The sequence below is a fragment of the Shumkonia mesophila genome (assembly GCF_026163695.1).
In the GTDB taxonomy this organism is placed as follows: domain Bacteria; phylum Pseudomonadota; class Alphaproteobacteria; order Rhodospirillales; family Shumkoniaceae; genus Shumkonia; species Shumkonia mesophila.
In genome coordinates, this window is sequence record NZ_JAOTID010000008.1 from 74563 (window position 1) to 99422 (window position 24860).

23 protein-coding genes and 1 riboswitch are annotated in these 24860 nt (G+C 66.4%); of the genes, 9 read left to right on the forward strand and 14 right to left on the reverse strand.

Annotated features, from left to right (window positions below; translation table 11 throughout):
• Positions 1-15 precede the first annotated feature (15 nt).
• From ODR01_RS25255 to ODR01_RS14425, 7 genes are all read right to left on the reverse strand, one after another.
• Positions 16-231 (reverse strand): RNA 2'-phosphotransferase, encoded by a 216-nt coding sequence (locus ODR01_RS25255; protein ID WP_394356837.1) that lies wholly within the window; start codon positions 229-231, stop codon positions 16-18.
• Between the two features lie 105 nt (positions 232-336).
• The gene (locus ODR01_RS14400) at positions 337-1056 is read right to left on the reverse strand and encodes a capsid assembly protein (protein WP_316978371.1); all 720 of its coding nucleotides are present in this window, start codon (positions 1054-1056) and stop codon (positions 337-339) included.
• Between the two features lie 32 nt (positions 1057-1088).
• Positions 1089-1364: a Bbp19 family protein gene (locus tag ODR01_RS14405; RefSeq protein WP_316978372.1), complete on the reverse strand. Its 276-nt coding sequence runs from the start codon at positions 1362-1364 to the stop codon at positions 1089-1091.
• Complete coding sequence (locus ODR01_RS14410) at positions 1351-2967, reverse strand: portal protein (protein ID WP_316978373.1); 1617 nt, start codon at positions 2965-2967, stop codon at positions 1351-1353. The genes ODR01_RS14405 and ODR01_RS14410 overlap by 14 nt, the downstream gene beginning before the upstream one ends.
• Positions 2968-2969: 2 nt before the next feature.
• Positions 2970-3176 (reverse strand): hypothetical protein, encoded by a 207-nt coding sequence (locus ODR01_RS14415; protein ID WP_316978374.1) that lies wholly within the window; start codon positions 3174-3176, stop codon positions 2970-2972.
• 112 nt (positions 3177-3288) lie between these two features.
• Positions 3289-3696, reverse strand: a complete 408-nt coding sequence (locus ODR01_RS14420) for a hypothetical protein (protein WP_316978375.1) — start codon at positions 3694-3696, stop codon at positions 3289-3291.
• Entirely contained in the window at positions 3693-4058 is a 366-nt protein-coding gene (locus tag ODR01_RS14425; protein ID WP_316978376.1) for a hypothetical protein, read from the reverse strand. The genes ODR01_RS14420 and ODR01_RS14425 overlap by 4 nt, the downstream gene beginning before the upstream one ends.
• 122 nt (positions 4059-4180) lie before the next feature.
• Here ODR01_RS14425 and ODR01_RS14430 point away from each other — a divergent pair, with 122 nt between their 5' ends.
• Positions 4181-4813 (forward strand): helix-turn-helix transcriptional regulator, encoded by a 633-nt coding sequence (locus ODR01_RS14430; RefSeq protein ID WP_316978377.1) that lies wholly within the window; start codon positions 4181-4183, stop codon positions 4811-4813.
• A gap of 111 nt (positions 4814-4924) precedes the next feature.
• Here the strand turns inward: ODR01_RS14430 and ODR01_RS14435 are convergent, their stop codons facing one another.
• Positions 4925-6508: a lysine--tRNA ligase gene (locus tag ODR01_RS14435; protein WP_316978378.1), complete on the reverse strand. Its 1584-nt coding sequence runs from the start codon at positions 6506-6508 to the stop codon at positions 4925-4927.
• A 326-nt stretch (positions 6509-6834) separates the two neighbouring features.
• On the opposite strand from ODR01_RS14435, the gene ODR01_RS14440 reads away from it, so the two are divergent.
• Together ODR01_RS14440 and mscL are read left to right on the forward strand one after the other, a co-directional pair.
• Positions 6835-9840, forward strand: coding sequence for an HD domain-containing phosphohydrolase (locus ODR01_RS14440; protein ID WP_316978379.1), 3006 nt, complete (start codon positions 6835-6837; stop codon positions 9838-9840).
• A gap of 229 nt (positions 9841-10069) precedes the next feature.
• Complete coding sequence (mscL, locus tag ODR01_RS14445; protein ID WP_316978380.1) at positions 10070-10504, forward strand: large conductance mechanosensitive channel protein MscL; 435 nt, start codon at positions 10070-10072, stop codon at positions 10502-10504.
• Positions 10505-10682: 178 nt separating this feature from the next.
• Here the strand turns inward: mscL and ODR01_RS14450 are convergent, their stop codons facing one another.
• The 3 genes from ODR01_RS14450 to ODR01_RS14460 all read right to left on the reverse strand — a co-directional run bounded on the left by ODR01_RS14450 (position 10683) and on the right by ODR01_RS14460 (position 13232).
• Positions 10683-12203 (reverse strand): UbiD family decarboxylase, encoded by a 1521-nt coding sequence (locus ODR01_RS14450; RefSeq protein ID WP_316978381.1) that lies wholly within the window; start codon positions 12201-12203, stop codon positions 10683-10685.
• 74 nt (positions 12204-12277) lie between these two features.
• Complete coding sequence (locus ODR01_RS14455; protein WP_316978382.1) at positions 12278-12925, reverse strand: hypothetical protein; 648 nt, start codon at positions 12923-12925, stop codon at positions 12278-12280.
• Positions 12897-13232: a hypothetical protein gene (locus tag ODR01_RS14460; RefSeq protein ID WP_316978383.1), complete on the reverse strand. Its 336-nt coding sequence runs from the start codon at positions 13230-13232 to the stop codon at positions 12897-12899. The genes ODR01_RS14455 and ODR01_RS14460 overlap by 29 nt, the downstream gene beginning before the upstream one ends.
• Positions 13233-13358: 126 nt before the next feature.
• On the opposite strand from ODR01_RS14460, the gene ODR01_RS14465 reads away from it, so the two are divergent.
• Both ODR01_RS14465 and ODR01_RS14470 read left to right on the forward strand, forming a co-directional pair.
• The gene (locus ODR01_RS14465) at positions 13359-13895 is read left to right on the forward strand and encodes a hypothetical protein (RefSeq protein ID WP_316978384.1); all 537 of its coding nucleotides are present in this window, start codon (positions 13359-13361) and stop codon (positions 13893-13895) included.
• A 344-nt stretch (positions 13896-14239) separates the two neighbouring features.
• Positions 14240-16021 carry an HD domain-containing phosphohydrolase gene (locus ODR01_RS14470; protein WP_316978385.1) on the forward strand — a complete coding sequence of 594 codons (1782 nt, stop codon included), beginning with the start codon at positions 14240-14242 and terminating at the stop codon, positions 16019-16021.
• 16 nt (positions 16022-16037) lie between these two features.
• On the opposite strand, the gene ubiA is transcribed toward ODR01_RS14470, so the two are convergent.
• Positions 16038-16955 carry a 4-hydroxybenzoate octaprenyltransferase gene (ubiA, locus tag ODR01_RS14475; protein WP_316978386.1) on the reverse strand — a complete coding sequence of 306 codons (918 nt, stop codon included), beginning with the start codon at positions 16953-16955 and terminating at the stop codon, positions 16038-16040.
• Between the two features lie 106 nt (positions 16956-17061).
• Between ubiA and ODR01_RS14480 the strand changes: the two genes are divergently transcribed.
• Together ODR01_RS14480 and ODR01_RS14485 are read left to right on the forward strand one after the other, a co-directional pair.
• Positions 17062-17808 (forward strand): 16S rRNA (uracil(1498)-N(3))-methyltransferase, encoded by a 747-nt coding sequence (locus tag ODR01_RS14480; protein ID WP_316978387.1) that lies wholly within the window; start codon positions 17062-17064, stop codon positions 17806-17808.
• A gap of 68 nt (positions 17809-17876) precedes the next feature.
• Positions 17877-19244 carry a glutamate--cysteine ligase gene (locus ODR01_RS14485; protein ID WP_316978388.1) on the forward strand — a complete coding sequence of 456 codons (1368 nt, stop codon included), beginning with the start codon at positions 17877-17879 and terminating at the stop codon, positions 19242-19244.
• An 87-nt stretch (positions 19245-19331) separates the two neighbouring features.
• Here ODR01_RS14485 and tldD read toward each other — a convergent pair whose 3' ends face one another.
• Positions 19332-20765, reverse strand: coding sequence for a metalloprotease TldD (tldD, locus tag ODR01_RS14490; RefSeq protein WP_316978389.1), 1434 nt, complete (start codon positions 20763-20765; stop codon positions 19332-19334).
• Positions 20766-20904: 139 nt separating this feature from the next.
• A riboswitch (SAM riboswitch) is annotated at positions 20905-20982 on the forward strand.
• A gap of 60 nt (positions 20983-21042) precedes the next feature.
• Between tldD and metZ the strand changes: the two genes are divergently transcribed.
• Both metZ and ODR01_RS14500 read left to right on the forward strand, forming a co-directional pair.
• The gene (gene metZ, locus ODR01_RS14495) at positions 21043-22251 is read left to right on the forward strand and encodes an O-succinylhomoserine sulfhydrylase (protein WP_316978390.1); all 1209 of its coding nucleotides are present in this window, start codon (positions 21043-21045) and stop codon (positions 22249-22251) included.
• Between the two features lie 98 nt (positions 22252-22349).
• Complete coding sequence (locus tag ODR01_RS14500) at positions 22350-23693, forward strand: TldD/PmbA family protein (protein WP_316978391.1); 1344 nt, start codon at positions 22350-22352, stop codon at positions 23691-23693.
• A gap of 121 nt (positions 23694-23814) precedes the next feature.
• Here the strand turns inward: ODR01_RS14500 and ODR01_RS14505 are convergent, their stop codons facing one another.
• Positions 23815-24717, reverse strand: coding sequence for a diacylglycerol/lipid kinase family protein (locus ODR01_RS14505; protein WP_316978392.1), 903 nt, complete (start codon positions 24715-24717; stop codon positions 23815-23817).
• Positions 24718-24860 lie beyond the last annotated feature (143 nt).

Consider the following 24860-nt stretch of genomic DNA (forward strand, 5'->3'; position numbering starts at 1 on the left):
GTGCGAGCGGAAGCCCTAGACACCGGCGGGCGGATCGAAATCCAAAAAGGCGACCGGCACCGCCTCGGTCAGCCAGACACCGTTGGCCGAAAGGAAGAAGACGTGTCCGGCGGCATGTATGGCTCCGGCGCGCACCCGCAGGACGACCGGCTTGCCGCGCCGCCCACCGACGTGGACGGCGGTCTCGTAACCGCCGCTCAGATGAACGTGAGACGAGCCATGGCCCGCAATCCCTGGCGCCGGATGCCCTCGACGGCAGTCCTTCGATCAAAAGGGGCGGGTGCCGGGGCCCGGGCCCCGGCACCCTGGGGGAGCGGCGGGAGGAAGGGACCGCGCTCACCCCCGGCCCGGGAACAGCCTTTTGAAGCCGTCCCGGACCTTTCCGACCACCGCCGGATCGCGCTCCCGCCAATAGCGGGGGTCGCGCATCATTTCCTTGATATCCCCTTCCGAGAAGCCGAGGCCGGAGGCATCCCCGCCCGCCCCCAGGAGGGGCTCACCGTGGCCCATCATGCGTTCGAGCGCCAGCACTCCCTCATAGGTGCACGAAAGTGCCTCGAACACCTCGCCCGGCAGTTTTTCGCGGCCCCAGGTGGCAAGCTGGCGGGCGGTCTCGCGCCAGCGCTCGGGCCCGCCGTAATGGCGAACCAAGCGGTCGACCTGATTGCGCGCCTCGAACTCGCCCGCCACTTGGCCGACCAGGGCCGGCAGGTAGGTGTTGGCCAGCTCGTAGACGAGCTGCGCCTGGTCCTGGCTGAAGCCGGCCTCATGGAGGCGGGCGTTGACTTCAGGATCGGGGCCGATGGGGCCTTTGCCGGGATCAATCTCATAGGCCTCGGCGGTGTCGGGAACGCCGCGGCCGGCCAGGCCGCCCAGCTTGCGCTCCAGTTCGCCGTAGGATTTGGCCAGGGCCTCCAGCCGCACTTCGCCGGCTTCCTCGTCCCAAAACTTGTCGGGAATGACGGCGGGCCGCGCCATGCGGATTTCGGCCGCCGCACGGCCAGTCTCGGGAGCTTCTTCCTCGATCGTCGGGGCATCGTTTTCGATGTCGGTCATCGTCGTGTCCTCCTCTCGGTCTGGACGGGGGGTCAACCGGCTTGGCGGCCCCGTTCGATCAGGGCGTTGACATAGGCGACCAACTGGCGCTGGCCCTCGGCGTGGCGGAGCTGCGCATCCGAAGCACCGGGGCCATGCGCGCGGCCGAGCGTGATGGCCCGGAGGTGGTCCATCACCCGGCCGCCGTCGTCGCCGCGAAAGCAGCGGGCGAAGGCCTTCGCCAGATCGGGATCGGCGGGCTCGCCATCGCCGGCCGGCATGGCGCCCGCCGGCTCGAACCAAGCCCAACCGGGATCATGAAGGGACATCCTGGCCTCCCTGCGCCATCGTCACGGGATCGGCCGGCCCGGCCGCTGGCAGCACACTTCCTCCCGCCGCGGCGGCGCCCTGGCCGAAAAGAGCCATGAGCGACGCGGCATCAGGCATTGCGCCGCCGGCCGCGGCAACTTCGCCCTCGGGCCGCAGCAGTTCGGCCGGAACCCCGAAGGCGCGGGCCAGCCAGCGCACGGTTTTCGGCTGATCGATGGCGGGCAGCGCTTCCGGTCCCAAGGCGCGCACCGCATCCAGCCACATCAGGGTGTTCTGGGCGTCCTGCTGGGCCTGGTTGCGGGCGAGCGGCGATTTGTAGCTGAGATCGACCAGGCGGCCATCGACGCGCAGATCCGCAACCTCGCCCCGGCGAACCAGGATGGCCAGTCCCCGCTGTACCAGCGGCGTCAGCAGTTCGGATTGCAGGCGGCCATAGGTGGCACCCAGCACGCGGGCCATTTCAGCCGCCCGCTCGAGCACTTCCGTGGCGGTCATGCGGGGCGATTCGACGGGGCCCAGCTTGTCGACCAGCAGGGCCGAGCGGATGCGGCCGCGCAACTGGTCGAGCACAAGCTCCGACACATCGAAACGTCCCGGAGCCTCCAGCGGCGTCAGGCCGGACGACCCCACCGCCTTGGGGATGATGGTGCCCGGTACCAGCTTGATGGTGGCCGGGTTCAGCACGCCGTCGTCGTCGGCCTGCCAGATGCCGGTCACCGCGATGGAGGCGTTTTTGAGGACCAACTCGACCACCTTGTTGGCGGTCTTGATGTCGGGCAGCGCTTTCATCACCGGCGAACGACCGTAGGCCTCGCCAGGCGCCTTCAGCCAGCGGAAGTTGATGAAGGGCGACTGGTGGAAGCGACCGCGGGCCAGCACCGCCGGCTCGCCGACCGGTGCCGGATCGGTTTCCAGCACCGCCAGGTAGGTATACCCGCCCTTCTCCGGCACCACCGCCTCGATCACCGTGGCCCGCGCTTCAGCGTCCCGCTCCAGGCGTTCGGCCACGGCACCGGGGATCGGCGCCTCGGCGAAGCGGTCGCGCAACTGGGCATGCGTCAGCTCGCTGCGCCGGAAGCTGGTGTCCAGGCGGCCGGCGGCGCCCTCCTCCAGCACCACCTGGGCCAGCGGCACGGCGGTGAAGCGGAAGGCCGAGGGCTCGCCCGGCGGCGCCTCCTCGAACATCAGCGACGCCGTGCCCGCCGTCACCAGGTCGAGGAAGCATTGGTGCATCTCGACGGCGAAGTTGGCGCGGTCGAAGTGCGATTGCAGAATGGTTTCGGCGCGTTCCAGTTCAGCCGCGAGCATGTCCTGGTCTTCGGGGGCGACGTCCTTGCCAACGTCGAAGCCGAACCACCGTGCCCACGGTGGCGTCAGTTGGGCGAGCAGGCTGGCCGCCAGTTGGTCGACGGCATCGGGCGCCGTGCCGTCGAACAGCTTGTCGGTGCGTTTGGCCCCGGGGGTCATCGTCTGCATTAAGCCGCCGCCCCGCTGGGGCAGGGCGAAGTCGTAACACTCCTGCCAATGAGCCTCCCAGACGGCGCGGCGGTCCTTGGCGCGACGGAAACGCTCGATCAGGGCCTTCGGGTCGATCTCGCTCATGGTCATTCCCCCAGAAGGGATTTGCGTTTGGGCGCCCAGTCGGCCGCCGCCAACAGGCCGCGGGGCGAGGTGGCGACGGTGGCTTCCCGTCCGCGGCGGCGGCGCACCAGCGCCTCTATCCTCTCCTGGCGCTCCTTGGCTGCCGTGTCGTCGACCGGCTCCGGCGGCGGAGGCGACGGCGTCGAAGCCGATCCGAAAAGTCCACCCATGGCCGATGTCCTCCTTTCCTCTGCGGCAAACGAAAACCGCCGCCCAAAGGGGGCGGCGGTCGGCGGACATGACTTTCCCGTCCGCAGATCTGTTTGTACTCCTAATAAATCCCTATGTCAAGTTTTTTTTCCTATTATTAAGATAACAGTAGAGTTGCCACGGCGTGAACACCCACGGCACGCGGAGCCCCAGCAGGCGGATCACCGCCTCGACGCAGGAGTGGGGCCGCCACGGGGCCGGGCGGAGGGGAGGACGGCGGGTGCGCGTCACCACCACCGTCAGGCCGCCCCCGCGCAATCCTGCCGCCAGTTGCTCGGCGCCGAAGCCGCCGCAAACCTCGACGTGGGTATAGTGGGACAGCGGGTCGATCACCACCCAGCGGTCGCCGCATTCGAGGGCGACGAAACAGTGACGGAATCCCTTCCTTAACAGGCGCAGCCACGGCAAGCCGACTTCCCCGGAAAAGGCCACCAGGGCGCGCCGTCCCTCGCCCGCCGTTTTCTCCTCCAGAAGGCTCATGAAACGATGGCTTTCCCGCGCAGAACCGTGGTCAGCCGGTCCAGCGATTCCGTCCACAGGCGGGCGGCCTGGATCTCCTCCGGGCTGCGCGCGTCGGGCGGCGTCTCCCGCAGGCCGAAATGGGCGAGCACGCGAAGATGGCCCTGCCCGATGCGGCCGGTTCGCGCCAGATGCCTGACGGCGCGATAGATGTCGTCGGGATCGCACGGCCGAACGGTATCGACCGGTCCGCCCGACAGGCGCGCGCCCTCGCGCCGGACCCGATGGCAGCGGACAAACCAGAACCAGGCCTCCTCGGCGTTTGCGAACGGCACGCTCGACGCCCGGGAAAGGATTTTGGGAACGTAGCGGAACCTTGGCATGGGACCCTCTCGTCGCGCATTTACGGAAAATCAGTCTATTATAGGTATAAAATCTTTCATGCAAAGAGTCAACGGCTGACGTTCCTATTGCAAAAAAACCTGTCTGATATGACCATGTTCCCATGCTGAAGCATGCACAAGTATGGCGGGCGATCGATCGCCTCGCGCAGGAGCATGGTTTTTCCGCGTCCGGACTGGCGCGGCGGGCCGGGCTCGACCCGACGACATTCAACAAAAGCAAGCGCATGACCCGCGAGGGCAAGCTGCGCTGGCCCAGCACGGAAAGCGTGGCGAAGATCCTGGGGGCGACCGGGGCGACGCTGGGCGAGTTCGTGTCCTATATGGAGGAGGGGCCGGACGGCGGTGTCTTCCGCAACATTCCGCTCATCGGCATGGTGCAGGCGGGAGCCGATGGCTATTTCGACGACGCCGGCTATCCGACCGGCGGCGGCTGGGACGAGATCCCCTTTCCCGACGTCGGCGATCCCCACGCCTATGCCCTGGAAATCTCGGGCGACAGCATGGAGCCGGCCTATCGCGACGGCGACGTCGTCATCGTTTCGCCGACCGCCAGCGTGCGCCGCGGCGATCGGGTGATCGTGAAGACCCTGGGCGGCGAAGTGATGGCCAAGGAACTGCGCCGCCGCACCGCCCGCAAGATCGAGCTACAGTCATTCAATCCGGCCCACGGCGAGCGGGTCCTCAACGTCGAGGACATCGAGTGGATCGCCCGCATCGTCTGGGTCAGCCAGTAGCGGCCTGTCGCCGTTTGGACCACAGAGACACAGAGGCACAGGGAATTTCGAAAGCGCGGGTTACACCTGCGCAGGCTTTTCTCCTCTGCGTCTCTGTGGTGACCCTCTTCCTTACTTCCCCAGGTCTTCACCGGCCAGCGCGCGGCGGATCAGGTCGGTCGTTTCCTTCACCCCGTAAAGGGCGATGAATGAGCCCATGCGCGGGCCCTGGCTTTGGCCCAGCAGCACCTCGTAGAGGGCGGTGAACCATGCCTTGAGGTCGGGGAAGGGGTGGCGCTTGCCGATTTCGTAGACCTCGGTCTGCACGGTATCGGGATCGGCCCCGGTCGGCATCTTGGCCAGCGCCTCGGCCAGCTCGGTCAACGCCTTGCGCTCGATGTCGGTCGGTGCCCGGTAGGCCTTGGCCGGCTTGACGAAATCGCGGTAGTAGTTGACGGCGTATTCCACCAGCTTGTCCAGGATCGGCGCCCCGGCCGGCGTGGCGTCCGGCTTGTAGCGGACGATGAAATGCCAGATCACCGCCTTGTCCTCGGTATGACAGACGCTGGCCAGGTTGAGCAGCACGTTGAAGGTGAGGTGTGCGTCTTCCCTGGGCGGGTTGCCGCGGTGGATGTGCCAGACCGGGTTGTCGAGACGCTTGGCGGCGTCCTGCTCCGGGTAGGCGCCGAGGTGGGCCAGGTAGTCGTCCACCGTGCGCGGGATGACGTCGAAATAAAGCCGCTTGGCCGCCTTCGGCTTCTGGAACATGAAGAGGGCCAGGCTTTCCGGCGGCGCGTAGCGCAGCCATTCCTCGACTGCCAGGCCGTTGCCCCGCGACTTGGAGATCTTCTCGCCCTTCTCGTCCAAAAACAGCTCGTAGGTCAGGCTGACCGGCGGATGGCCGCCCAGAACGGAGCAGATCTTCCCGGAAAGCCGCACCGAATCGATGAGGTCCTTGCCCGACATCTCGTAGTCGACGTCGAGCGCCTTCCAGCGCATCGCCCAGTCGGCCTTCCATTGCAGCTTGCAGCGCCCGCCAGTCACCAGCGTCTCAACCTTGGCCCCGTCCTCGTCCTCATAAACGATGGTGCCGGCCTTGGCGTCATGGGCAATCACCGGCACCTGCAGCACGCGCCCGGTCTTCGGGCACACCGGCAGGAATGGGCTGTAGGTGGCTTGGCGCTCGGCCCCCAGTGTCGGCATGATGACCGCCTTCACCGCCTCGTAGTGGGCCAGCACGCCCAGCAGCGCGGCGTCGAAGTCGCCCCGCTGGTAGCACTCGGTGGCGCTGACGAATTCGTACTCGAAACCGAAGGTGTCGAGGAACGAGCGCAGCATGGCGTTGTTGTGGTGCCCGAAACTCTCGAACTTGCCGAACGGATCGGGCACCGAGGTCAACGGCTTGCCGAGGTGCCGGGTCACCATCTCCTTGTTGGGAATGTTGTCTGGCACCTTGCGCAGCCCATCCATGTCGTCGGAAAAAGCGAAGAGGCGCGTCGGGATGTCGGAAAGCAGCCCGAAGGCGTGGCGCACCATCGAGGTGCGCGCCACCTCGCCGAAAGTGCCGATGTGCGGCAACCCCGAGGGGCCGTAGCCGGTCTCGAAGAGGACATAGCCTTTTTTGGGCGTCTGCCCGCCGACCCGTTTCAGAACGCTGCGCGCCTCGGCGAACGGCCAGGCGTTGCTCGTTTCGGCATGGGCGCGGAGATCGGACATTCTGAAACCCTCGTTTTTCATCTTGCTTGCAGGAAAGTGAGGCGCCGGACCCTAAAAGCCCGCCCGCCCGCCGTCAACCGCTGTGATACCTCCCCCCTGAAGGGCGGAGGGTGTGTCTGGGCTGGAGCCGCGTTCGCGGGCGCCGCATTGGTCAGGACAGGCGATGGCGGAGATCGCTGAGGCGGCCATCGCGCTGCGGTGTGTGCATCCAGGCGATTACCGCCGGCAAGCGTGAGCCATCCGTTTTTTTGGGGGCGTACGGTCAAGCGCGCATTCGTGGTATGGTGCCCCCTGCGCAAGACCTTACCGGAACCAACGGGCACCCCATGGCTTTCAAGGTTCGCTTTCAGGTCAGCATCGCGGTCGCGGTTGTGGCCATCGTCGTCGCCTTGACGGCGGCAATCATCAGCAGTCTCTATGTGGTGAGTTCGCGGGTGGCCAAGGAAACGGCCAGCCAGTTGTTCGGCGCGGTGGCGCATGGGCTTTACGAGCGGATCGACAACCAAATGGGCTGGACTCTTACCCTGGCCAAGCTGGGGGCGAGCCAACAGGGGCTGGACGCTGTACGCGGCGACGGGCTGGGCGCTCCGATCCTGCCATTCATGTTTACCGTGCTGGCCGAAAGGCCGTCGCTCTATTCCCTTTACTATGGCCTGGAAGATGGCGACTTCCTCCAGGTGATAGCCCCCCGAGACGAGCCTCTCGTCCTCTCCGCCCACGGCGCGCCCGCCGGAACCCGCTGGATCGTTCGGGCGGTTTCGGTCGAGGGTTCCAACCGCACCGAGAGATGGTCGTTTCTCGACACCTCGCAAGCCATCCTGGGCTCGGTCGTCGAGACAGAGCCCGCGTTTGATCCTCGCCAACGCCCCTGGTACGGGGCGGCCAAGGAGAGCGACGACGCCGAATTGTCCTCCGCCTACGTCTTCCATTCCCTGGCGCGATTGGGCATCACGGCATCCAAACGCTTTGCCAACGGCGTGTTCGGCGTCGACATCACGCTCGACGGGCTCGACGCCTTCGTCAAGGACCAAGTCGTCTCGCCGGGGGGCGGTATGGCGATCTTCGATACCTCGATGCAGGCGCTTGCCATGTCGGCCAGCCTGGCTCCCGCTCGGCGGCCCCTGGCCGCCCTCGGCGAAATTGACCAGCCGATGATCCGGGCGCTTGTCAGGCTCAAGGGAGAAGGCCAAGCCCCGGGTCGGGGCCTGATCGTCACCGAGCAGGACGGCGTTCGGATGATGTTGCATCTGAGCGAATGGCGAACGGGCCTTCACCGGTCGATCGGCATCGCGGTGATGGCGCCGACCGCGGACTTCACGGGCCAGATCCGCACCTTGCAGGTCGAGGTCGTGGTGCTGGCCGTTGCCTGTCTCGCCGCTTTCCTGATCGTCGGCATGATGTTCGCCCGCGGCATGTCTGTTTCCGTGCGGGCCTTGGCCGCCGACGCCCTGCGCATCCGCAACCTCGATTTCTCGGGCAAGGGGCCGCGACCCTCGCATATCATCGAGTTCAATGACCTGAGGGATGCCTTTTCGCTGATGAAGCAGGCCCTTTCGGCCAAGACCCGCGCCCTTGAGGACGCCCAGGAGAAACTCACCCGGCTGGTCGATCTGGGCATCGCCATGTCGGCCGAACGCGATGGTACCCGGCTGATGGAAATGGTGCTGCTGGGGGCCAAGGAACTGACCAACGCCGACGGCGCCACCCTTTATACGCGCGGCGACGACGACCTCATGCATTTCCAGATGCTGCTCAACGACACTCTGGACCTGACCCTCGGCGGAGCCGCGGACAACGCGCTCGTCATGCCGTCGGTCCCGCTGTTCGATGCCAGGGGCCGGCCGAACCACGGCAATGTCGTCAGCTACGCCGTGCATCAGCAGCAGACCGTCCTTATCGATGACGCCTATGATTCCCTGCTCTTCGATTTCTCGGGCACGCGCGCGTTCGACGAGCGCAACGACTATCGCTCGAAGTCGTTCATGACCGTTCCGCTGAAGCCGCGCGGCGGCGATTTCATCGGCGCGCTGCAGCTGATCAACGCCCGCGCGCCCGGTTCCGGCGACATTGTCCCCTTCCCGCCGGGTCTCCAGCGCTTCATCGAGGCGCTGGCGGCGCAGGCGGCCACCGCGCTTTTCAATCGCGACCTGCTGTCGGCGCAGGACCGGCTGGTGGAATCAATGATCCAGCTGGTGGCCAGCGCCATTGACGCCAAGAGCCCCTATACCGGGGGTCACTGCGCGCGCGTGCCCGAACTGGCGATGATGTTAGCCGACGAAGCCGTGAGGACATCCGAAGGACCTTTGGAAGCCTTCCGATTCGATACCGAGGAGGAATGGCGGGAGTTCCGGATCGGCGCCTGGCTGCACGACTGCGGCAAGGTGGTGACGCCCGAGCACATCGTGGATAAGGCCACCAAGCTGGAAACCATCTACAACCGCATCCACGAAGTGCGCATGCGCTACGAAGTCCTGCTGCGCGACGCCGACATCGCCCGGCTGGAAGCGGTGGCGGCGGGCGGCGACCCGGCCACAGCCCAGGCCGCCTGCGAGGCAACCAAGGTGCGGTTGCTGGACGACTTCAGCTTCATCGCCGAATGCAACGTCGGCGGCGAACATCTGCCCCCGGAAAAGGTCGATCGGCTTCGCGAGATCGCCAAGACCACCTGGCTGCGCCACATCGACGACCGCAAGGGCTTGGCCCACGCCGAGGTTCGGCGCCTTGCCGATCATCCGCCGGCGGCTCTTCCAGCCATCGAGTCGGTTCTGGCCGACAAGCCCTGGCACGTCATTCCCCGCGACGGCGGCCTCGCCCATGCCTATGAAAAGCTGGGATTTAAGGTGAACGTGCCGAAGAACCTCTATAACCGGGGGGAAATCTACAACCTGTCGGTCACCTATGGAACGTTGACCGAGGAGGATCGCTTCAAGATCAACGAACACGTCATGCAAACCATCGCCATGCTCGAGCGCCTGGCCTTTCCCAAGCATCTGAAGCGGGTGCCGGAATACGCCGGAACCCATCACGAGGCGCTGACCGGGACCGGTTATCCCCGCAAGCTCGACGCCAGCCAGCTTTCGGTGCCCTCGCGCATCATGGCGATCGCCGACATCTTCGAGGCCCTGACCGCCTCGGATCGCCCCTACAAGCGGTCCAATACGCTCTCAGAGGCGATCCGGATGCTGCATTCCTTCAAGGTCAAGGGGCACATCGATCCCGACCTGTTCGATCTGTTCCTGACGTCGGGGGTGTACAGGCGCTACGGCGAGCGGTTCCTGAAACCCGAGCAGATCGACGCCGTCGCCATCGAGGAGTTCGTCCGCGCGGCGTAATGCACATTCCATTGGAAAGAGAACTCCCCGGGCCCCACCTTGCGGTGAAGAACACCGCCAAAGATTCCACCGTCGACACCTAGCCGCCGGCCCGCCGGCTGGGGCGCACCGACATGGCGACGTCCCTGGCTGGGGCGCCGGCCGAAAGCTGACGCTTGCTTGCCGTTTTGAGCGGCCGGTGCGAGAGTAGCTTGGTTCCCAACGTGTTGCGGGCGCAGAGGAGGCTTCCATGCTCAGGGAGTTCAAGGAATTCGCCCTTAAGGGCAACATGCTCGATCTCGCCATCGGCATCATCATCGGCGCCGCCTTCGGCGCCATCGTCTCGTCGCTGGTTGACGACATCATCATGCCGCCGATCGGCCTTCTCCTAGGCGGCGTCGATTTCTCCCAAATCTTCGTCGTCCTCAAGGGCGAGGGCGACTTCAACACGGTTGCGCAGGCCAAGGAGGCTGGCGCCGTCACCTGGAACATCGGCCTCTTCATCAACGCGGTGATCAAGTTCCTGATCGTCGCCTTCTCCGTCTTCCTGCTGGTCAAGACGATCAACAAGCTGACCCGCAAAGATAAGACGAAGGCGCCTGCGCCACCGCCGCCGGCCGAGGACGTCTTGCTGCTGCGCGAGATCCGCGACCTTCTCGCCAGCCCCAAGCCGCGAGACTGCTGACTTCAGGGAACCCTCGAGGGCTCCTGCCTTCGATCAGGCCGCTTCGACGGCGAGGGAGACGATCCCTTTGCCGATTACAATGGCCTGGGGGCGGCGACCTGCACCGCTTAAGCGACGCCGCTCGGGCCTCATCCTGAAGAGCCGGCGCGGCCGCCGCCTCGAAGGAGGCCATCCCACCCTATTTCCAGATCGGCTTGCCTCCGCCCGGCAGGCCGTAACGGGGCCATTTACGGGTGACTTCCTCGATCACGTCGTCGCTCATGCGGATCCTGCGGCCCCACTCGCGTTTCGTTTCCGGCGGCCATTTGGCGGTGGCGTCGATCCCCATCTTGCTGCCGAGGCCGGATTCCGGCGACGCGAAGTCCAGGTAATCGATCGGCGTGCCCTCGATCAGCGTCACGTCGCGGGCCGGGTCGACGTTGGTCGAGATGGCCCACACCACGTCCTTCCACTCCCGGGCGTCGATGTCCTCGTCCACCACGATGACGAACTTGGTGTACATGAACTGGCGCAGGTAGGACCAGACGCCCATCATCACCCGCTTGGCATGGCCCGGATAGGCCTTCTTCATGGACACCACGGCCACCCGATAGGAACAGCCCTCGGGCGGCAGCCAGAAGTCGACGATTTCCGGGAACTGCTGGCGCAACAGCGGGATGAACACCTCGTTCAGGGCCTCGCCCAGCACCGAGGGCTCGTCCGGCGGCCGGCCGGTGAAGGTCGACAGATAGATCGGCTTCCGGCGCATCGTCATGGCGCTCACCGTGAACACCGGGAAGCGCTCGATGGCGTTGTAATAGCCGGTATGATCGCCGTACGGCCCCTCGTCGCTCTCCTCGTCCGACACGTGGCCCTCCAGCACGATCTCGGCGGTGGCCGGCACCTTCAAGGGCACCGTCTTGCACTCGACCAGATCGACCTTCTGGCCGCGCAACAGGCCGGCGAACTGATATTCCGACAATGTGTCGGGCACCGGCGTGACGGCGGCCAGGATGCACCCCGGATCGGCACCGATGACGGCGGCCACCGGCATCGGCTCCTTGGATTTCTGCTTCCAGCGGGCGAACTGCTGGGCGCCGCCGCGATGGCGCAGCCAGCGCATCAAGGTCGTGTTGCGCCCGGTCACCTGCATGCGATAGACGCCCAAGTTGTAGTCGTCGCGCCTGTCGCCTCCCGGCCGCTCGGCCTCCGGCCCTTTGGTCACCACCAGCGGCCAAGTGATCAGCGGCGCCGGCTCGCCCGGCCAGCACGTCTGCACCGGCAGCCGGCCCAAGTCGACCTCGGCCCCTTGCAGCACCACCTCCTGGCACGGCGCGCGGGTCACCGCCTTGGGCTTCATCGACATCACGGTCTTCAGCATCGGCAGCATACCGAGCGCCTCGCGCCAGCCGCCCGGGGGCTCGGGCTGGCGCAGGAAGGCCAGCATCTCGCCGATCTCCTTGAGCTGGCCGGGCTCGCGGTTCATGCCCCAGGCCACCCGCTCGACGGTGCCGAACAGGTTGACCAGCACCGGCATGTCGAAGGCTTGCCCCCCCGCCTCGCGCACGCTCTCGAACAGCACCGCCGGCCCGCCCTCGGCCAGCAACCGGGTCTGGATCTCGGTCATCTCGAGCACCGGGGACACCGGCTCGCCCACCCGGACCAGCCGCCCGTCCCTTTCCAGGCGCTCAATGAACTCGCGAAGGCTGGCGTAGGCCATACTTCCTCCCCCCAACGACCCACCCATTTGTCCCGCTCCCCTCACGAACGTCAAGGGATTTGGGCAATTGCCGGTCATCGCAGGCCGAGAAGCCGCACGAGCGGCCGTTCTGCATCCGCGGACTTCGCTGGGCGAAGGGAAGCCGCCGACATCAGGCGCCCAGTGGCGTCATAAGGCGCCGGGCCGTCGCCATAGAGCCGGCGGAAGAATTCCCGTTCCCGTGCCGCCATCGCCTGCCGCTCCGCCTCGCTCACGGGCTTGCCGATGCGCGCCGCCATCACCGCCCGCGCGTCGTCCTCAGTCCAGGCGGCTACCGGCTTCGCCATTGCTTCCTCGTGCGGCGCCCCTGGCGCCCGGATACGTCGCCGCGGATCTCCTACCGGCAAACCAGCTTCTTTGATTCCCTCCTGGCGCGAGGGCGGCAATCCCGAAATCCCGGCCTTCCGGCCAGATGAGTAGCCCTTCTGGGCCCCACCTCCTGGACTGCTTCTTCCGTCACGCCCTCCCATGCCGGACATTTCGTCGATGCGGTCGTAGGGGGCCGACAGATCATTGTCAAAACCCGGCAGACCGTACTTCGTTATCGCGGGAGGCAGAGCCTTGCTGGCTTCGATCCGACCGGCCTTCAGAACGGCCCGCGTGACCGAATTGCTGTTCTGATAAACCGGGACAAAGTCGTAATCCATCTGGCCTTCATGGATCCGCTTGGCCTCCTTCATCATGTCTGCCCAAACCTCTTCCTCCGACCGCCCCCCCAAGATCGAGCTTTCTTGACGGACGGGATCCGCGCACTTCATCAGGCGCGTACTTGTCCCTGCTGTGCTCGAGCGGAACGTCGATCTCCACCTTGATGTCGCCACCGCTCGCCGCATCCCACCACGAGTAGGGACCGCCGCGGATGACGCGCTCATTTCCCTTGCCATCCCGGTAAACCAGATAGGAATGCATTTTTCCGTGCGGTGCCGTCGGGTTCGGCAGTGCGGTCGCAACTGGAATTCTTGCAGCCTCCAGATAGATGCCCTTTTCCATTACTGCCACCTCCCGATGATTACAATTTTCAATTGTACATATCAAACAACAATGCTATCATAACAGCGTATTGTGCATTAAGCTGGACGGCGCGGCCGATTTGGCTCGTCGCAAGGGAAAACGGCAATGTCGACGGCAAAAGCGATGGCCGCACCCCTTTTCGGGGCGGTTTTTATTGCCTTTACAATGTATTTGATCGGCACATTGTACGATAATATGCGTACATTTGAATATTTTGATGCAAATATAACGATATATAGATACACGATAATCCCGTTTTTTCTTTTATTCTTGTTGGTTTCTTTTTCAGTTCATCTTACTGTATCTGCATGGAAGTCTGGAAATGAATTTTTGCATTATGTCAGAGGCGTTTCCATTGCGCATTTTGGATTAATCATCCCCACACCGATCATCGTCTTTTCCGGCACGATCTACATTCAGGATATTGCCTTGGATAACAGCGGGATCGCCGCCAGCCTCGGGTTTGCCGCGATGGCAGCGGGATTCGCGTGGGGTGGCGTTCGGCTGTTACGATCTCGTTTTTTCGCGACCGTTGCCGGTCCCCGCCCGTGGGCGTGGGTGCTGCCGACCCTGGTCATGGGAGCGCTCTCCGCGTGGTCTGTCGGGGTTCTGATCTTGATGGGAATTTTTGCCGGAAAATAAAGAGACGCCAGGATTGGCCCCGTCGTTGCGACGGGCGCGCCCCCTCGTTCAGAGGCCAGCATCCTAGACGACTTTTTCCAGCCCGTCAAGGATTTTAAGCATATTATATGTTTTTTGGCCTTTACAGCCCGCTCGCGGACCGGCAAGGCTTGCAGAACAGCCGCGTAGCCGGGTTGCAATCCCCCCCGCTCGACCACACGTTAGCCGGGAGCCGGCAGCGGGGGTGCCTGCCGGCGTGTGGCGTTAACCTTTGCGCAACCATTGTGCGGGATGCTTTTCGCCGCATGGGGGACATGCGGGGCCGCTGGGGTCCCGCCGGCGCGGCAGACTTGGGGGAAGTGGCCATGACCGGCACGGCGGCGACGGCGCAGTCCGTCGCCCGGTTCGAACGGCTGATCGAGATCGGCATCGCGCTGTCGTCGGAGCGCGACCACGACCGCCTGATGGAACGGATACTTCTCGAGGCCAAGGGCCTGTCGAACGCCGACGGCGGCACGCTCTATCTCAAAACCGAGGACAACCGGCTGCGCTTCGAGATCATGCGCACGGATTCTCTGGGCATCGCCATGGGTGGCACCACCGGCAAGACCATCCCGTTCCCGCCGCTGGCCCTTTTCGATGCGGAGGGCGCGCCCAACCACAGGAATGTCGCCACCCACGTGGCCTTGACCGGCGCCGCCATCGAGATCCCCGACGCCTACGCGGCGGCAGACTTTGATTTTTCCGGCACCCGCAAGTTCGACGAGGGCACAGGCTACCGCTCGAAATCCTTTCTCACCGTGCCCCTGAAGAACCACGAGGGCGACGTCATCGGCGTTCTGCAACTGCTCAACGCCCGGCATCCCGGGAGCGGCGCCGTCGTCCCCTTCGGCGGCGACGTGCGCCCGCTGATCGAGGCGCTGGCCTCGCAGGCAGCGGTCGCGCTGGACAACCGCCAACTGATCGACGCCCAGCGCCGTTTGATCGATTCCTTCATCACGCTGATCGCCAAGGCGATCGACGCCAAGTCGCCCTATACCGGCGGCCATTGCCAGCGGGTACCCGAGTTGACCCAGATGCTGACCAAGGCCGCCTGCGAGTCGACCGAGGCGCCGTTCGCCGACTTCGCGCTCACCGAGGAGGAATGGTACGAACTGCACATCGCGGCCTGGCTGCACGACTGCGGCAAAGTGACGACGCCGGAATACGTGGTCGACAAGGCAACCAAGCTCGAGACCATCTACAACCGCCTGCACGAGATCCGCACCCGCTTCGAGGTCATCAAGCGCGACGCCGAGATCGACTGCCTCAAGGCCGTTGCCGCCGGTGGCGACGAGGCGGCACTGCGGGCCGAGCGCGACCGCCGGCTGGCCGAGATCGACGCCGATTTCGCCTTCATCGCCGAGTGCAATATCGGCGGCGAGTTCATGGCCCCCGAGAAGATCGAACGCGTCAGGCGCATCGCCGGCACCAACTGGCGGCGTACGCTGGACGACCGCCTCGGACTGTCGGTGGCCGAGCTGAAACGCCTTTCTTCCATCCCCGCCCGGCCACTGCCGGCCGAGGAGCCGCTGTTGGCCGACCGGCCCGAGCACATCGTGCCGCGCGAGCCGGGCGACATCCTCGATCTCGACAATCTCCACGGCTTCAAGCTCGACATGCCGCCCCACAAGTACAACTTCGGCGAGGTCTACAATCTCTGCGTGGCGCGCGGCACCCTGACCGCCGAGGAACGCTACAAGATCAACGACCACATCGTGCAGACCATCGTCATGCTGAGCGAGTTGCCCTTCCCCAAGCATCTGCGCCGGGTGCCGGAATACGCCGGCGGCCACCACGAAACGATGATCGGCACCGGCTACCCCAAGAAGCTCCGCAAGGACGACATGTCGCTGCCAGCCCGTGCCATGGCCATCGCCGACATCTTCGAGGCCCTCACCGCCTCGGACCGCCCGTACAAGAAAGCGAAATCGTTGAGCGAAAGCCTCAAGATCATGGCCTCGATGCGCGATACCCAGCACATCGATGCCGACCTCTTCGCGCTGTTCCTGAAATCCGGCGCCTACCGCAAATACGCCGAGACCCACCTGAAGCCGGAACAGATCGACGCCGTCGACATCGCCCCGCTGCTGGCGGGCAAGGCCTGAGCACGGCGGCCCATCCCTACCCCACCACCCGCGCCGCAACAACGGTGATAAAGACGATCAGCGCGAAGTCGCGGTTGGATTTGAACTTCTTGAGACAATCCTTGGGGTCGTCGGGATCGACCGTCGCCGCCTGCCAGGCGAGATGCGCCGCTCCCGCCGCCAGGCCGGCGTAATAGGGCCAGGCGAGGCCGGCCGCGAAACCAGCCGCAGCCAGCAGGGCGACGGTCGCGGCAAAGAAGCCGAACAACCACGGCCGGGTGGCCTTCCCTAAGCGCAGCGCCGTCGATTTCACCCCCACCAGCAGGTCGTCCTCTTTGTCCTGGTGGGCGTAGATGGTGTCGTAACCCAGCGTCCAGAAGAAGCCAGCGGCATAGAGGATGAAGGCCGGCGCCGCCAGCCCGCCCGTCACCGCCGCCCAACCCACCAGTGCCCCCCAGTTGAAGGTGAGGCCCAGCCACGCCTGCGGCCAATAGGTGATGCGCTTCATGAAGGGATAGACCGCCACCAGCGGCAGCGAGGCGATGCCGACCCAGATCGCGAAGGCATTGAATTGGATCAGTACGGCGAAGCCGATGGCCAGCAGCAGGCCGAGAAACGCCAAGGCGCCCTTGAGGCCTATGGCGCCGCTGGCCAGCGGCCGGTTGGCGGTGCGCGCCACCCGAGCGTCGAAATCGCGATCTGCCATGTCGTTGACGACACACCCGGCGCCGCGCATGACCACGGCGCCGACGCCGAACAGCGCGATCATGACGGGGTCGGGCCATCCCCCGCTCGCCAGCGCCGCCCCCCACCAGCAGGGGATCAGCAAAAGCCAGGTACCGATGGGGCGATCCAGCCGGGCCAGCCGGAAATAGGGCCTCGCGTCGGCCGGCACGTAGCGGTCGACCCAGTTGCCGAGGGGAATGTCGCTGGCGCCGGGCACGGGGCTCTTCATGGCCCGAAAGATAGCCGGAGCCCCGCCGCCCGGCAATGCCGTCGCCCCCCTCTTGCTCCGGCGGCAGGGGTGCCTATGATGGCGACGAAGCGACCGAGGGGGCATCATGGGGTACGCCAAGCCATCCGCCAGGATATTCACTGCCGGCGACCTCGGCCCCGGGCTCGCGATGGTCCTGGAGCGTCAGCAAAGCCATTACCTGACCCACGTCATGCGCCTGAGAGAGGGCGACGCCGTGGCGCTGTTCAACGGCCGCGATGGCGAGTGGCGGACGGTGATCGCCGCGGCGGCGCGCAGCATCGTTACGCTCCGCTGCGAGACGCAAACCCGCCCGCAGCGGGCCGAGCCCGACGTCTGGCTGGCCTTCGCGCCGCTCAAGAAGACGCCGACCGATTTCCTGATCGAGAAGGCGACCGAGCTGGGGGTGGCCCGCCTGATCCCGGTGTTCACCCGCCACACCGCCGCCGAGCGGGTGAAGGCCGAGCGCCTGCGGGCGCATACCATCGAAGCCGCCGAGCAGTGCGAGCGGCTCTCCGTGCCCGAGGTGGCCGAGGCGGTGATGCTGGAGCGCCTGCTGGCCGAATGGCCGGCCGAACGGCGTCTGCTGGTTCTCGACGAGACCGGCGTCGGTGCGCCCATCGCCACCGTGCTGGCGGAATGGGCGGGCGGCGTTTCTCCCGCTCACGGCCTTCTGATCGGCCCCGAGGGCGGTTTCGCCATCACCGAGCTTGACGCTCTGCGCAAACTCGCCTTTGTTACGCCGGTGGGGGTTGGTCCGCGCATCCTGCGGGCGGAAACGGCGGCCCTCGCCGCGCTCTCCTGTTGGCAGGCGCTGGTGGGGGACTGGCGCTGAGCCGACCGAGCGACCATTTCCTCCTGGAACTTCCGCCCGCCTGAACCTTCACACGACGAGGCCCCCGAATGCCGGCAAGAAAAACCGAACGCGCGGAACCGATCACCGACAAGCGCGTGCTCGTCGAATACCTGGAATCCGGGTGCAAGCCCCGCGAGAAATGGCTGATCGGCACCGAGCACGAGAAGTTCGCCTATACCCTCGACGACCTGCGTCCGCTGGATTACGAGGGCGAGCGGGGCATCCGCGCCATCCTTCAGGGTCTCACCCGCTTCGGCTGGAAGCCCGTGCTCGAAAAGGGCAACGTCATCGCGCTGATCAAGGAGGACGGCAGTTCCGTCACCCTGGAGCCGGCCGGGCAGGTCGAGCTTTCCGGCGCGCCCCTTTCCAACCTCCATCAGACCTGCCGCGAGGTGAACGAGCACCTCGATCAGGTCAAGGCGGTGGCAGCCGAAATGAACGTCGGGCTGATGGGGCTCGGCTACAACCCGAAGTGGCCACGCGCCACCATGCCGTGGATGCCCAAGGGCCGCTACGCTATCATGCGCCGCTATATGCCGACGCGGGGCACGCTGGGCTTGGACATGATGCAGTCGACCTGCACGGTGCAGGTCAACCTCGACTTCGATTCCGAAGCCACCATGATCCGGATGTTCCGCATCGGGCTGGCGCTGCAGCCTATTGCCACCGCGCTATGGGCCAATTCGCCCTTCAAGGAGGGCAAGCCCAACGGGTTTTTGAGCTATCGCAGCCACATCTGGACCGATACCGACCCCGACCGTTGTGGCACGCTGCCCTTCGTCTTCGAGGAGGGCTTCGGCTTCGAGCGCTACGTCGACTACCTGCTCGACGTGCCGATGTATTTCGTCTATCGCGACGGCATCTACATCGACGCCGCCGGGCAGTCCTTCCGCGACTTCATGAAGGGCAAGCTGCCGGCCTTCCCCGGCGAGTACCCGACGATGGCCGACTGGCAGGACCAGACGACGGTGGCCTTCCCCGAGGTGCGGCTCAAGCGCTACCTCGAAATGCGCGGCGCCGACGGCGGCCCGTGGAGCCGGCTGTGCGCGCTGCCGGCCTTCTGGGTGGGGCTGCTCTATGACGACGAGGCCAGAAGGGCGGCGGCCGATCTCATCGCCGACTGGACGGCCGAGGAACACGCCATGCTGCGCCGCGACGTGCCGCGCCTGGCGTTGAACACGCCTTTCCGCGGCGGCCTGCTCAACGACGTCGCCCGCCAGGTGCTGGCCATCTCGCGGGCCGGCCTGATCCGCCGCGCCGCCGCCGACGGCGCCGACGCCAACGAGGCCTCGTTCCTGCTGCCGCTGTTCCTGATCGCCGAGGCCGGGGTGACGCCTGCCGAGGAAATGCTGGCCGCCTACAAAGGCCGCTGGAAAGGCAGCGTCGACCCGATCTTCGCGGAGTGCGCGTATTAGGAGGTGGCGGAACCGCCCCCCATCCCTATCCTCCCCCACAAAGGGGGGGAGGGCCGTTGCTGGGGTGAAGCGCCGCCGCGTCGAACTTCAGACCGCTGTGCCGCCGACGGTCAGGCTGTCGACTTTGAGCGTCGGCTGGCCGACGCCGACCGGCACACTCTGGCCATCCTTGCCGCAGGTGCCGATGCCCTGGTCGAGCGCCATGTCGTTGCCGACCATGGAAACGCGGGTCAGCGCGTCGGGGCCGTTGCCGATCAGCGTCGCCCCCTTGACCGGGGCGCCAACCTTACCATTCTCGATCCGGTAGGCCTCGGTGCAGGAAAAGACGAACTTGCCCGAGGTGATGTCGACCTGACCGCCGCCGAAGTTGACCGCATAGAGCCCCTTCTTGACCGACGCCAGGATTTCGGCGGGCTCGTGCACCCCGCCCAGCATGCAGGTGTTGGTCATGCGCGGCATCGGGGCGTGGGCGTAACTCTGCCGGCGGCCGTTGCCGGTCGGCTTCACCCCCATCAAGCGGGCGTTCAGACGATCCTGGATGAAGCCCTTGAGGATGCCGTCCTCGATCAGCACGTTGCGGGCCGAGGGTGTGCCCTCGTCGTCGACGCTGATGGACCCCCGGCGGTCGGCGATGGTGCCGTCATCGATCACCGTCACCCCCGGAGCCGCCACCCGCTGGCCGAGCAGGCCGGCGAACGCCGACGTACCCTTGCGGTTGAAGTCGCCTTCGAGCCCGTGGCCCACCGCCTCGTGCAGCAGGATGCCCGGCCAGCCCGGCCCCAGCACCACCGGCATCTCGCCCGCGGGGGCGGGCACCGATTCCAGGTTGACCAGGGCCCGGCGCAGCGCCTCGTCGACCGCCGATTTCCAGCTTTCCGGGGTCAGGAAGCGTTCGTAGGTGACCCGGCCGCCGGCCCCGAAGGCGCCGCTTTCCATGCGCTCGCCCCTGGCGGCGACGATCATCACGTTGAAGCGCACCAGCGGGCGCACGTCGGCAGTGCGCTCGCCGCCGGGGCGCACGATCTGCACCGCCTGCCATTCGCCCGACAGCGTCGCCATCACCTGGCGCACCCGCTCGTCCCTGGCCCGCGCGTAGGCGTCGACCTCGGCCAGGAAGGCCAGCTTCTTCTCGAAGGGGATGCCGGGCAGCGGGTTCACGTCGGCATAGAGGCTGCGGTTGGTTTTCTGCGGCGGCTCGGCCAGGGTGCCGCCGCCGGCGCCCAAGACGCTGCGCACCGTCGCCGCGGCCCGCCCGATCGCTGCCTCGGAAACCTCGGAGGCGTGCGAATAGCCGGTGGTCTCGCCGCTGACGGCGCGCAGGCCGAAGCCCTGGGCGGTGTCGAAGCTGGCGCTTTTGAGGCGGCCGTCATCGAAGATGAGCCCTTCGGACTGGCGGTATTCGAGAAAGAGCTCGCCGTCGTCGGCGCCTTTCAGGGCGTTCCCGACGATGCCCTCGACGCGCGAGCGGTCAAGCCCCGCCCGCTTGAAAAACAGCTCGTCGGTGATGGAAAGATCGCTCACGGGAAACTCCTCTGTCGTGGGCCGGCGCCACCCCCATAGAAAGGCGCTGAACGCCCCAAGATCAAGCGCCGATCACTCGCGCCTCTCACTTTCCTGCCATCCGTACCGTCTTGACGGTTCGGCCAGGACGTCCTATCTGCCCCTCATACGTGGTGATTTGCCCGGCCGGCTTGCGACCACGCTAAACAAACCGCTAAAAGGTCGGAGCTCGCGGAGCCCTGACCCCGGCGGATCGGGGTTTTTTTATGGCCGGGCCGATGGAAGAGGACAGGGGGAAATGACCAGGGACAAGGGCGGACAGGGCCGGTGGCGCGAGGCCACACGATTGGTGCGCGGCGGGCTTTCCCGCACGGCCTTTTCGGAAACCAGCGAGGCGCTGTTCATGACCTCGGGCTACGTCTATCAGACGGCCGAGGAAGCCGAGCAGACCTTCAAGGGCGACATCAAGCGCTACATCTATTCGCGCTACGCCAATCCGACGCTCACCACCTTCGAGAGCCGCCTGGCGCTCGTCGAGGGCGCCAGGTTCTGCCACGGCACCGCCAGCGGCATGGCTGCCGTCTTCGCCGCCCTGCTCGCCCCCTTGAAGGCCGGCGACCGGGTGGTGGCGGCCCGCGCCCTCTTCGGTTCTTGCTATTACATCGTGGCCGACCTGTTGCCGCGTTACGGCATCCAGACCGAATTCGTCGACGGCACCGACCTCGAACAATGGAAAACCGCGCTCAGCCGTCCGGCCAACGCAGTGTTCCTCGAAACCCCCTCCAACCCGACGCTCGAAGTTGTCGATCTCGCCGCCATCTCGACGCTGGCCCACGCCGCCGGCGCCCGTGTCGTCGTCGACAACGTCTTCGCCACGCCGATCCTCCAAAAACCCTTGCAGCTCGGCGCCGACCTCGTCGTCTATTCGACCACCAAGCACATCGACGGCCAGGGCCGAAGCCTCGGCGGCGCCATCCTCGCCAACGACGAGGCGCTGATCGAAGAGCAGATCTTCCCGTTCCTGCGCCACACCGGCCCGGCCTTGAGCCCGTTCAACGCCTGGCTCCTGATCAAGGGACTGGAAACCTTGGACCTCCGGGTCCGTCGTCAGGCCGAGAACGCCCGCGTGGTCGCCGACTTCCTGACCGGCCAGGATTGCATTGCGCGCGTCCTCTACCCGGGCCGCGCCGACCACCCGCAGCACGACCTCGCCCAGCGCCAGATGCCAGGTGGCGGCACCATGGTCGCCTTCGACGTCAAGGGCCGGCGCGAGGGCTCCTTCCGCTTCATGAACGCGCTCAACCTCATTGACATCTCCAACAACCTGGGCGACGCCAAGAGCCTGATCACCCACCCCGCCACCACCACCCACGAGCGCATCGGGGCGGAGGAGCGTGCCCGCATGGGCATTGGCGACGGCCTGCTGCGCCTGTCGGTCGGCCTGGAAGATCCCGCCGACCTCTGCGAGGACCTGGCGCTTGCCTGCCAGGCGGCGCGGAACGGCTAGAAAAGCGGCCGCAGCAAGTGGCCATGACGGGAAAAAGCATTCTAGAATGGGCGGCGACGGCGCGCCCGGCGCCAGACCAAAGGAAGGACCACGAGGCCATGACCCAACCCGAGCAGTTCTTGGACCGGCTTCAAGACCTCATCGGCAAAGCCCGCGCCGCCGGGGCCGACGCCGCCGACGCCGTGCTGATCTCCGGCACCTCCCTCTCGGTGGCGCGCCGGCTCGGGAAACCCGAGCACCTGGAGCGCTCGGAAGAAGCCGACGTCGGCCTGCGCGTCTTCATCGGCCGCCGGCAGGCCATCGTTTCCTCCTCCGACCTTTCGGACGCGGGCCTGGCCGAGCTGCCGGCACGCGCCGTCGCCATGGCCCGCTCGGTCCCCGAGGACCCCTACTGCGGACTGGCCGAGCCCGGGCTGCTGGCCGGCGACGTGCCCGATCTCGACATGTGCGACGCCGCCGAGCCCGACGCCGAGGCGCTGTTCGCGCTGACCGCCGAGGCCGAGGAGGCCGCCGTGGCGGTCCCCGGCGTCACCAATTCCGAGGGCGCCCAGGCCGGCTGGAGCCTGGCCTCGGTGGCGCTCGCCGCCTCCAACGGCATGGCCCGGGCTTATAAGCGCTCCGGCTTCAGCCTGTCGGCGGCGGTGGTGGCCGGCGAGGGCACGGCCATGGAGCGCGACTACGATTATTCGAGCGCAGTGCATCTTTCCGACCTGCGCGCGGCAGCCGATATCGGCCGCTCGGCCGGCGAGCGGACGGTGCGCCGTCTCAACCCCCGCCGCGCCGCCTCGGCCGAGGTCTCGGTGGTCTTCGATCCCCGCGTGTCGGCCAGCCTGCTCGGCCACCTGGCCGGCGCCATCAACGGCGCCACGGTGGCGCGCGGCACCTCGTTCCTCAAGGACAGGATGGACGAGAAGGTCTTCGCCGACGGCATCACCATCGTCGACGACCCCCTGCGCCGGCGCGGCCTGCGCTCCAAACCCTTCGACGCCGAGGGGGTGGCGACGATACGGCGCAACGTCATCGAGGACGGCCGCCTGACCACCTGGATCCTCGATCTGCGCTCGTCCCGCCAGTTGGGCACGCAAACCACCGGCCACGCCACCCGCGGCCCGTCCTCGCCGCCGTCGCCGTCCCCGACCAACTTCTACCTCGCCCCCGGCCGCCAATCTCCCGCCGGGCTGATGGCCGACATCACGTCCGGCCTCTACGTCACCGAGCTGATCGGCATGGGGGTCAACGGCGTCACCGGCGACTACAGCCGCGGCGCCGCCGGCTTCTGGATCGAGAATGGCGAGTTGGCCTATCCGGTCAGCGAGATCACCATCGCCGGCAACCTGAAAGACATGTTCGCCCGCATGAGCGCCGCCGACGACCTCGAATTCCGCTTCGGCACCGACGCCCCCACCGTGCGCATCGACGCCATGGCGCTGGCGGGAAGATAGGGGGCCCCCCCGGCCCCCCCTCCCTGCCCTCCCCCACAAGGGGGGAGGGAAGCGCCGCGCCGCCTCACTTTCTTCCCCCTCCCCCTCGATGGGGGAGGGCCGGGGCGGGGGTGAGCCGCCGTCATTCTCCCTGCGGCGCGATCACCGGCAGGGTCTTTTCCGCCAGCCCGGCCGTCAGCGGCACGCGGGCGATGATGTCGCCGTCACCCTGCACCGGATCGCCTTCCGGACCCTCGATGGTCACCTGCCGGCCGGGCAGGATCAGCACGTCGTCCAGCCGCTCCAGCCGGCCCAGCACCAGCCATAGCCCATAGCGCAGCGCGCGCAGCGGCCCGGGCCTCAGGAACAGGCAGACGTAGAGCAGCGGCTCGCCGAGGCGGGCCAGCGGCGCGCAGGTGTGCCTCCCGGCGTAGAGATGGCCGTTGGCAATGACCGCCGAGGCCGCCCCATGGGCCTCGCCGTCGACGATCACCCGGTAGCGGCTGCGCGAGAACTTGAACAGCCCGGCCAGGAACATCAGCACATAGGCGCCCCGGCCGAGGACCCGCTTGACGCCGGCCGGCATCGCCTCGACCACCCCGGCGTCGAAGCCGACCCCGGCCATCATGACGAAGAGCCTTCCGTTGGCCTGCCCCAGGTGGATGTCCTGGACGGGCGCCCCGGCGATCACTCCGGCAATGGCTTCGGGGTCGCCCGGCATGCAGAGCTCCGCCGCCACCACGTTGGCGGTGCCCAGCGGGATCACCGCCAGCGGCACGCCCCGGCCGTAGAGGCCGTTGACCGCCTCGTTGATGGTGCCGTCGCCACCCGCCACAGCGATCACGTCCCAACCTTCGGAGGCAGCCTCGCCGGCCAGGGCCTCGGCATCGCCCGGAGCATTGGTGGGACGCACGGTGGCCTGGCAGTCGGCCCGTTCCAGATGCCGGAGCACCGCCGCCAGTTTGCGCCGGCGCCGTCGGCCGGCGGTCGGGTTGAAGATGACGAGCACCTTGCGGCCCGCCGCCGATGTCTTTCCCGCGCTCATGTCAGATTAATGACAGCCATTATTACCAATATGTTTCACTTATATTACGCAGCCTTTAAATGTAGGGCGGGGTTATATACAAAAACAAGGCCATTTACTAGGATCAACAACAAGATATTAACCCTCTGCAATCGAGTTGAATT

Bases quoted from the DNA above. Each gene is read 5' to 3' on its own strand.
- ODR01_RS14400 (WP_316978371.1), bottom strand. From the start codon at position 1,056: ATGACCGACATCGAAAACGATGCCCCGACGATCGAGGAAGAAGCTCCC.
- ODR01_RS14405 (WP_316978372.1), bottom strand. From the start codon at position 1,364: ATGTCCCTTCATGATCCCGGTTGGGCTTGGTTCGAGCCGGCGGGCGCC.
- ODR01_RS14410 (WP_316978373.1), bottom strand. From the start codon at position 2,967: ATGAGCGAGATCGACCCGAAGGCCCTGATCGAGCGTTTCCGTCGCGCC.
- ODR01_RS14415 (WP_316978374.1), bottom strand. From the start codon at position 3,176: ATGGGTGGACTTTTCGGATCGGCTTCGACGCCGTCGCCTCCGCCGCCG.
- ODR01_RS14420 (WP_316978375.1), bottom strand. From the start codon at position 3,696: ATGAGCCTTCTGGAGGAGAAAACGGCGGGCGAGGGACGGCGCGCCCTG.
- ODR01_RS14425 (WP_316978376.1), bottom strand. From the start codon at position 4,058: ATGCCAAGGTTCCGCTACGTTCCCAAAATCCTTTCCCGGGCGTCGAGC.
- ODR01_RS14430 (WP_316978377.1), top strand. From the start codon at position 4,181: ATGCTGAAGCATGCACAAGTATGGCGGGCGATCGATCGCCTCGCGCAG.
- ODR01_RS14435 (WP_316978378.1), bottom strand. From the start codon at position 6,508: ATGTCCGATCTCCGCGCCCATGCCGAAACGAGCAACGCCTGGCCGTTC.
- ODR01_RS14440 (WP_316978379.1), top strand. From the start codon at position 6,835: ATGGCTTTCAAGGTTCGCTTTCAGGTCAGCATCGCGGTCGCGGTTGTG.
- mscL (WP_316978380.1), top strand. From the start codon at position 10,070: ATGCTCAGGGAGTTCAAGGAATTCGCCCTTAAGGGCAACATGCTCGAT.
- ODR01_RS14450 (WP_316978381.1), bottom strand. From the start codon at position 12,203: ATGGCCTACGCCAGCCTTCGCGAGTTCATTGAGCGCCTGGAAAGGGAC.
- ODR01_RS14455 (WP_316978382.1), bottom strand. From the start codon at position 12,925: ATGATGAAGGAGGCCAAGCGGATCCATGAAGGCCAGATGGATTACGAC.
- ODR01_RS14460 (WP_316978383.1), bottom strand. From the start codon at position 13,232: ATGGAAAAGGGCATCTATCTGGAGGCTGCAAGAATTCCAGTTGCGACC.
- ODR01_RS14465 (WP_316978384.1), top strand. From the start codon at position 13,359: ATGTCGACGGCAAAAGCGATGGCCGCACCCCTTTTCGGGGCGGTTTTT.
- ODR01_RS14470 (WP_316978385.1), top strand. From the start codon at position 14,240: ATGACCGGCACGGCGGCGACGGCGCAGTCCGTCGCCCGGTTCGAACGG.
- ubiA (WP_316978386.1), bottom strand. From the start codon at position 16,955: ATGAAGAGCCCCGTGCCCGGCGCCAGCGACATTCCCCTCGGCAACTGG.
- ODR01_RS14480 (WP_316978387.1), top strand. From the start codon at position 17,062: ATGGGGTACGCCAAGCCATCCGCCAGGATATTCACTGCCGGCGACCTC.
- ODR01_RS14485 (WP_316978388.1), top strand. From the start codon at position 17,877: ATGCCGGCAAGAAAAACCGAACGCGCGGAACCGATCACCGACAAGCGC.
- metZ (WP_316978390.1), top strand. From the start codon at position 21,043: ATGACCAGGGACAAGGGCGGACAGGGCCGGTGGCGCGAGGCCACACGA.
- ODR01_RS14500 (WP_316978391.1), top strand. From the start codon at position 22,350: ATGACCCAACCCGAGCAGTTCTTGGACCGGCTTCAAGACCTCATCGGC.
- ODR01_RS14505 (WP_316978392.1), bottom strand. From the start codon at position 24,717: ATGAGCGCGGGAAAGACATCGGCGGCGGGCCGCAAGGTGCTCGTCATC.